At 68.9% G+C, this 6778-nt stretch carries 9 protein-coding genes and 1 pseudogene; 7 read left to right on the top strand and 3 right to left on the bottom strand.

Going from position 1 to position 6778, the window contains the following annotated elements; translation table 11 throughout:
- Window positions 1–393 (top strand): annotated as a pseudogene (locus H0U68_RS06685) (hypothetical protein); the annotation flags it as partial.
- A 137-nt stretch (window positions 394–530) separates the two neighbouring features.
- Here the strand turns inward: H0U68_RS06685 and H0U68_RS06690 are convergent.
- The gene (locus tag H0U68_RS06690) at window positions 531–878 is read right to left on the bottom strand and encodes a hypothetical protein (RefSeq protein WP_296353885.1); all 348 of its coding nucleotides are present in this window, start codon (window positions 876–878) and stop codon (window positions 531–533) included.
- A 97-nt stretch (window positions 879–975) separates the two neighbouring features.
- Between H0U68_RS06690 and H0U68_RS06695 the strand changes: the two genes are divergently transcribed.
- The 5 genes from H0U68_RS06695 to H0U68_RS06715 all read left to right on the top strand — a co-directional run bounded on the left by H0U68_RS06695 (window position 976) and on the right by H0U68_RS06715 (window position 4417).
- Window positions 976–2037 (top strand): aldo/keto reductase, encoded by a 1062-nt coding sequence (locus tag H0U68_RS06695; protein WP_296353887.1) that lies wholly within the window; start codon window positions 976–978, stop codon window positions 2035–2037.
- Between the two features lie 9 nt (window positions 2038–2046).
- The gene (locus H0U68_RS06700; RefSeq protein WP_296353889.1) at window positions 2047–2538 is read left to right on the top strand and encodes an aminoacyl-tRNA deacylase; all 492 of its coding nucleotides are present in this window, start codon (window positions 2047–2049) and stop codon (window positions 2536–2538) included.
- 4 nt (window positions 2539–2542) lie between these two features.
- A complete protein-coding gene (gene plsY, locus H0U68_RS06705) occupies window positions 2543–3187 on the top strand; it encodes a glycerol-3-phosphate 1-O-acyltransferase PlsY (RefSeq protein WP_296353891.1) in 645 nt (214 codons plus the stop codon).
- 114 nt (window positions 3188–3301) lie between these two features.
- Window positions 3302–3685 (top strand): thioredoxin family protein, encoded by a 384-nt coding sequence (locus tag H0U68_RS06710; RefSeq protein ID WP_296353893.1) that lies wholly within the window; start codon window positions 3302–3304, stop codon window positions 3683–3685.
- Between the two features lie 3 nt (window positions 3686–3688).
- Window positions 3689–4417: a cytochrome c biogenesis CcdA family protein gene (locus H0U68_RS06715; RefSeq protein WP_296353895.1), complete on the top strand. Its 729-nt coding sequence runs from the start codon at window positions 3689–3691 to the stop codon at window positions 4415–4417.
- A gap of 34 nt (window positions 4418–4451) precedes the next feature.
- Here the strand turns inward: H0U68_RS06715 and H0U68_RS06720 are convergent, their stop codons facing one another.
- Window positions 4452–5111: a TIGR02281 family clan AA aspartic protease gene (locus H0U68_RS06720; RefSeq protein WP_296353897.1), complete on the bottom strand. Its 660-nt coding sequence runs from the start codon at window positions 5109–5111 to the stop codon at window positions 4452–4454.
- 7 nt (window positions 5112–5118) lie between these two features.
- A complete protein-coding gene (locus H0U68_RS06725) occupies window positions 5119–5604 on the bottom strand; it encodes a YajQ family cyclic di-GMP-binding protein (RefSeq protein ID WP_296353899.1) in 486 nt (161 codons plus the stop codon).
- A gap of 43 nt (window positions 5605–5647) precedes the next feature.
- On the opposite strand from H0U68_RS06725, the gene murB reads away from it, so the two are divergent.
- Window positions 5648–6688 carry a UDP-N-acetylmuramate dehydrogenase gene (gene murB, locus H0U68_RS06730; protein ID WP_296353901.1) on the top strand — a complete coding sequence of 347 codons (1041 nt, stop codon included), beginning with the start codon at window positions 5648–5650 and terminating at the stop codon, window positions 6686–6688.
- Window positions 6689–6778 lie beyond the last annotated feature (90 nt).

A 6778-nucleotide genomic window follows, 5' to 3' on the forward strand; every position in this document is an offset into this window, starting at 1 on the left:
GCCGAGGCCAGCTTCGACTGCGCCAGGGCGCGTTCGGCGGCCGAGCGCACCATCTGCAGCGATCCCGAACTGGCGCGCGCCGACCGCGAACTGGGCCGCCTGCATGCGCGCGCCAAGGCCGCTGCTCCCGATCCCCGCGCCTTCCAGCGCCGCAGCGACGCGATCTGGAGCGCGCGCGAGGCCAATTGCACCAGCCGCGATTGCCTGCGCCAGTGGTATGCGCAGCGCCGCGCGGACCTGCAGACCGCGCAGGTCGGGGCCGGCCCGGTCGTACCGACGCGCGCCGAACGCACGGTGCGGCGCGCGCCGACGCCGGTGCGTGCGCAGAGCCATGCCGAGGACAGCGCACCCGCGCAAGCCAGCGGCAGCCCGTTCACACGGACGGCCGATTGAGCGACGGTTTCAGCCGTAGCGCACCTGGCAGCTCTCGCAGTAGAAACTGCGCCGCTGCGTGGTCCCGAGGTGGCCCTTGCTGAAGGGAATGCTGCAGCGCGGGCAGGTCCGCTTGGTGTGCGCGAGCCAGTGCTTTTTCAGCGATGCACGCGGATGCGGAACAGCACCTCGTTCTTGATGATGTTGCCCACGCCGGCGAACAAGTCCTGGTCGAGCAGGGCGTCGCACGCCAGCGTGCCCGGCTGCGCACGCAGCCGTTTGCGCGCGAGCGCCGGGTCCCATTCGGCCGACATCACGTCGGCCGGCCAGTCGTACAGCATGTCCAGCGGCACCTCGATGAAGCGCACCGAGCAGGCGTAGAAATTCAGCTCGCGACTGTCGTCGAAGCCGAGCGCGAGGCGCGGCACGGCCCACGACTTGCACTCGTCGATGCGGTAGCTGCCGAACAGCGTGAAGTGCACGCGCAGCGAGAAATCCACGTCCATCTCGATCAGGAAATGCTTGCCCCAGCTGCGCAGCGCCTCGATGCGGTGGCCATGGCTAAGATGCTGCCTTCAGCAGTCCTGCAAGCCTGTCAGCCCAATGCGAAACATCCAACTCGGCCAGAGCGATCTCCACGTCACGCCCATCTGCCTGGGCACCATGACTTTCGGCGAACAGGTGGCCGAAGCGGCCTCCCACCGCGTCATGGACCGCGCCATCGAGCGCGGCATCAACTTCATCGACACCGCCGAGATGTACGCGGTGCCGGCGCGCCAGGACACCTACGGCGCCACCGAAACCATCATCGGCAACTGGCTGGCCGCGCGGCCCGGCCTGCGGCAGAAGATCGTGCTGGCGACCAAGGTTGCCGGCCCCTCGCGCGGCATGCCCTGGGTGCGCGAGGGCGCGGGCATGACCGCGGCGGACATCGCGGCCTCCTGCGACAACTCGCTCAAGCGCCTGCGCACCGACGTCATCGACCTCTACCAGATCCACTGGCCCGAGCGCAACGTGCCGGCCTTCGGCGCGATCTACTTCGACCCCGCAAAGGAGCGCACGCAAACCACCATCGGCGAACAGCTGGAAGCGCTGGGCCGGCTGGTGAAGGAGGGCAAGGTGCGCCACATCGGCGTGTCCAACGAAACGCCGTGGGGCGTGCACGAATTCGTCCGCCTGGCCGAGCAGCACGGCCTGCCGCGCATCGCCACGGTGCAGAACCCGTACTGCCTGATCAACCGCGCCGTGGACAACGGGCTGGACGAAAGCATGTTCCGCCTGGGCGTGTCGCTGCTGGCGTATTCGCCGCTCGGTTTCGGCCTGCTCACGGGCAAGTACGACGCGAGCGGCACCGACGGCCCGGCCACGCCGCGCGACGCGCGCATCGGCAAATTCGAATCGGTGCGCCAGGGCCGCTGGGGCCGCGCCGACGCGCTGGAGGTGGCGCGCCGCTACAACCAGCTGGCGCGCGACCACGGCATGACGCCCACGCAGCTGGCGCTGGCGTTCTGCTACACCAACTGGCGCGTGGCCAGCACCATCATCGGCGTGACTTCCGAGGCGCAGCTGGACGAGAACATCGACGCCTGGGGCACGCAGCCGGCGCCGGAGCTGCTGGCCGCCATCGACGCCACTCGCTGGAACCACCGCGACCCTGCAGCCTGACAAAGCGCCATGGCGAAGAAGGACCACGTCAGCGAAACGCCGGCCACGGCGCTGCTGAAAAAGCACGGCGTGGCGTTCACCGAGCACCCTTACGAGTATCTGGAGCACGGTGGCGCGCAGCACAGCGCCGAGGTGCTGGGGTTCGATCCGTTCACGGTGGTGAAGACGCTGGTGATGCAGGACGAGAAGGCGCAGCCGCTGCTCGTGCTGATGCACGGCAACCGCAAGGTGTCCACCAAGAACCTGGCGCGGCAGATCGGCGCCAAGTCGGTGGAGCCGTGCAAGCCGGAGATCGCCAACCGCCACAGCGGCTACCTGGTGGGCGGCACCTCGCCCTTCGGCACGCGGCGCGCGATGCCGGTGTACATCGAGGACACCATCCTGGCGCTGCCGCGCATCGCCATCAACGGCGGGCGGCGCGGCTACCTGGTGGGGATCGATCCGCAGGTGTGCGTGCAACTGCTTGCTGCCAGGCCGGTGCAATGCGCACTGGCAGAATAGCCGCGTGCAAACCGTCTACTCCCTGCTCGCCGCGTTCTCCGCCTACCTGGTGGGATCGCTGGCCTTTGCCGTCATCGTCAGCCGCGTCATGGGCCTGAACGATCCGCGCACCTTCGGCAGCAAGAACCCGGGCGCCACCAACGTGCTGCGCTCGGGCAGCAAGGCGGCGGCCGTCGTCACGCTGCTGCTGGACGCGTGCAAGGGCATGGTACCGGTGCTGCTGGTGAAGGCCTTCGGGCGGCCGTACGGCCTGGAGGAGAACACCATCGGCCTGGTGGCGCTGGCGGCGTTCCTCGGGCACCTGTACCCGGTGTTCTTCCGCTTCCAGGGCGGCAAGGGCGTGGCCACCTTCATCGGCGCGGTGTTCGGCATCGACTGGGTACTGGGCATCGCCACCGCGCTCACCTGGCTGGTCATCGCCTTCTTCTTCCGCTATTCCTCGCTGGCGTCGCTGGTGAGCGCCATCTTCGCGCCGGTGTACTACCTGTTCGGCGACCGCCTCGCCTGGTATGCCGAGGCACCGATCGCCATGGCACTGTTCATGATGGCGCTGCTGCTGGCCTGGCGGCACCGGCAGAACATCGAGCGGCTGGTGCGGGGGACGGAGTCGCGGCTGGGGGCGAAGAAGGCGAAATCGACAGCCGGCTAGCCGAGGCGTTGGGGCGTAGGCCCAGCGGCCTCGAGGACGTGCAGCTGTAAGAACGGTTCGCGGCGCGCGACGAATCCATTTCCAGCCTCGCCAAACACGCCAAGGAGAACCGCCATGCAACTCGCCAAAGCCGCCGCCCTGCTCGCCCTCGCCGCCTCGTCCATTGCCTGGGCCGGCCCGCAGGAGGCTTACACCGCCGCCCGCTTCGACCAATTGGCCAAGGAGGGCAAGCCCGTGCTGGTGGCCGTCCATGCCGACTGGTGCCCCACCTGCAAAGCGCAAAAGCCCATCGTCAAGGAACTCATGGGCGCGCCCGGCTACAAGGACGTGACGGAGCTCACCGTCGACTTCGACAAGGACAAGCCCGCGGTGCAGCGGTTCAAGGCCGGCATGCAAAGCACGATGGTGGCCTTCAAGGGCGGCAAGGAGGTGGGGCGCTCGGTGGGCGACACGACCAAGGCCGGGCTCGAATCGCTGGTCAAAAAAGCCGCCGAGTAAGCGGTGGACTTCGGCCTCGGCTCCTACGGCCTGGGGCTCGCGGCGGGTGCGCTCTCCACGCTGTCGCCTTGCGTGCTGCCGATCGTGCCGATCCTGCTGGGGTCGGCCGCGAGCGCGCACCCGCGGGCGCCGCTGGCCCTGGCCGGAGGCCTCGCCCTCTCGTATGCCGTCGTTGGGAGCCTTCTGGCGTGGGCCGGGTCCGCGCTGGGCGTGAACACCGAGGCGTTTCGCATCGTGGGCGCTCTCGTGCTCGCCGCTTTGGGGATTGTTCTGCTGTCCGCAGCTGCCCAGCGCCGGTTCGCGTCCGCCACCTCCGGCATCGCCGAGGCCGGCAACGGCTTGCTGGCGCGCATGCGCCTGGACGGCGTGCGCGGCCAGTTCGTGATCGGCTTGGTGCTTGGCGTGGTGTGGAGCCCCTGCGTGGGGCCGACCCTGGGCGCCGCCGTCGCTCTGGCCAGCCAGGGGACGAGCCTGCCGCAGGTCGCCTCCGTGATGGCCGTGTTCGGGATCGGGGCGGCGCTTCCGATCCTGGTGCTGGCCTACGCATCGCGCGCCGGATTCGCCAGGTCGCGCGGGACGCTGCTCAAAGCCGGCCAGGCGGGCAAGACGCTCCTGGGTGTCGCGCTCCTGGCAGTGGCCGCCCTGATCCTGCTGGGGGCCGACAAGCGGGTGGAGGCGTGGCTGGTCGACAAGTCGCCCGCCTGGCTCACCGAATTGACGACCCGCTACTGAGGGCACGCGCCGCTACGCGCGGCGCCACCGCCCTTCAATACCGCTTTTCCAGCACCATCTGGTCGTTGTCCCGTTTCATCTGGAAGCGGTTCAAAAAGCTGTTCCCCAGCAGAACGAACGGCATTGACTGCGGGGACACCACGGCGTCCACGTCGTAGATCTCCACGTCGCCCACCTTCACCGAATTGAGCTTCACCATCCACGCCGGCGCGGTGCCGTTGGCGGTGCTCACGTAGACGGGCCGGCCGGCATGGTAGTTCAGGCCCACGCGCTGCGCGTCGGCCGCGCTCATGGCCACCGACGTGGCGCCGGTGTCCACCATGAAGTTCACGGCCTGGCCGTTGATGGCGCCCTGCGCCATGAAGTGCCCGCCGGTGCCCACGGTCAGCACGATGCGGCTGCCGCGGCCGGGCGCGGTGCCGACGGCGCCCACGCTGGCCGGCGCGTCGCCCACCCGCAGGGTGTGGCGCTTGCCGTCGATTTCCACCACCGCCTGGTCGCCCAGCGTGGAGAGCACCTTCACGCCCTGGTAGGCCTCGCCCGGCGCTACGCTCTTGGGCGTGCCGCCGTTGACGATGAGCAAGGCCCTGCTGCCCAGCATGCCCTGCAGCGCAACGGATTGCGAAGGCTGCGCGGCCGCCGTGCCGCAGCCGATGGCGAACAGCAGCGCGGCGGCGGCGCGGCGGGCGTCCACGCCGGGCCTAGTCGCGGAAATTGTTGAAGCCCAGGGGCAGCTCGACCATTTCCTTGCGGATCAGCGCCATGGCGGCCTGCAGGTCGTCGCGCTTGGTGCCGCTGACCCGCACCGCGTCGCCCTGGATCGCGGCCTGCACCTTGATCTTGCTTTCCTTGATGAGCTTCTGGATCTTCTTGGCGTCCTCGGTGGCGATGCCATCGCGCACCTTGACCACCTGCTTGACCTTGTCGCCGCCCATCTTCTGGACGTCGCCCTTGTCGAGGAAGCGCACGTCCACGTTGCGCTTGGCCATCTTGGCCACCAGGATGTCGAGCACCTGTTCCAGCTGGAATTCGGCGTCGCCGAGCAGGCTGATCTCCTTTTCCTTGATCTCGATGCCGGCGGAGGTGCCTTTGAAATCGAAGCGAGTGCCGATTTCCTTGGCAGTGTTCTCCACGGCGTTCTTGACCTCCACCATGTTGGGTTCGCAGACGGTATCGAATGACGGCATTTGGCTGACTCCTGGGCTCCTCGTCCTGGGCGACAATTCTCCCATGATCGTGGAGCCCAACGCACCCCTGCAGCCGCATAACACCTTCGGCATCGTCGCCCGCGCCCGGACGCTGGTGCGCGTGCACGGCGAAGCCGACGTGCAGGCCGTCCTGGCCCACCCGGAACTGGGGCCTTCGCCCAAGTTCGTTCTGGGCGGGGGCAGCAACATCGTTCTGACCGGCGACGTCAAGGCCACCGTGCTCAAGGTGGAGGTGATGGGCAAGCGGGTGGTGGACGACGGGCCGCGCAGCACCCTGGTGGAAGCCGGCGCCGGCGAGAACTGGCACGAACTCGTCGCCTGGACCATGGAGCAGGGCCTGGGCGGCATGGAGAACCTGGCGCTGATCCCGGGCACGGTGGGCGCCTCGCCGGTGCAGAACATCGGCGCCTACGGCATCGAGCTGCAGGACCGGTTCGACTCGCTGGACGCCATCGACCTGCTCACCGGCCGCGTGTTCGCCCTGGACGCCACCCAGTGCGCCTTCGGCTACCGCGATTCGGTGTTCAAGCATTCCCCGGCCCGCGACAGCGACTTCGGCCTGGCCGGCCGCGCGCTGATCCTGCGGGTGCGCTTTCGGCTGCCCAAGCCCTGGAAGCCGGTGCTGGGCTACCTGGACCTGCAGCGCAAGATGGCCGAGACCGGCATCAAGGAGCCGACGGCGCGCCAGATCTTCGACTGGGTGTGCGCCATCCGCGGCGCCAAGCTGCCCGACCCGCGCCAGATCGGCAACGCCGGCAGCTTCTTCAAGAACCCCACCGTCACGCCCGAGCAGTGCCAGGACATCATCGCGCGCGACCCGGCCATCGTGCACTACCGCATGCCCGACGGCACGGTGAAACTGGCGGCCGGCTGGCTGATCGACGCCTGCGGCTGGAAGGGCAAGTCGGTCGGCCAGGCCGGCGTGTACGAAAAGCAGGCGCTGGTGCTGGTGAACCGCGGCGGCGCCACCGGCGGCGAGGTGGTGACCCTGGCGCGCGCCATCCAGACCAGTGTGTACGAGCGCTTCGGCATCCGGCTGGAGCCGGAGCCGGTGGTCGTCTAAGGTTTCGACGTTAGGCGGCCGTCGCGTCCGCGCGCGGCTGCTGGCGCGGCGCGGTGCGCTCGCGCGTGGCCTGCAGCGCCTGCTGCAGCT

It is taken from the genome of Ramlibacter sp. (genome assembly GCF_013697775.1).
Classification (GTDB): domain Bacteria; phylum Pseudomonadota; class Gammaproteobacteria; order Burkholderiales; family Burkholderiaceae_C; genus Ramlibacter.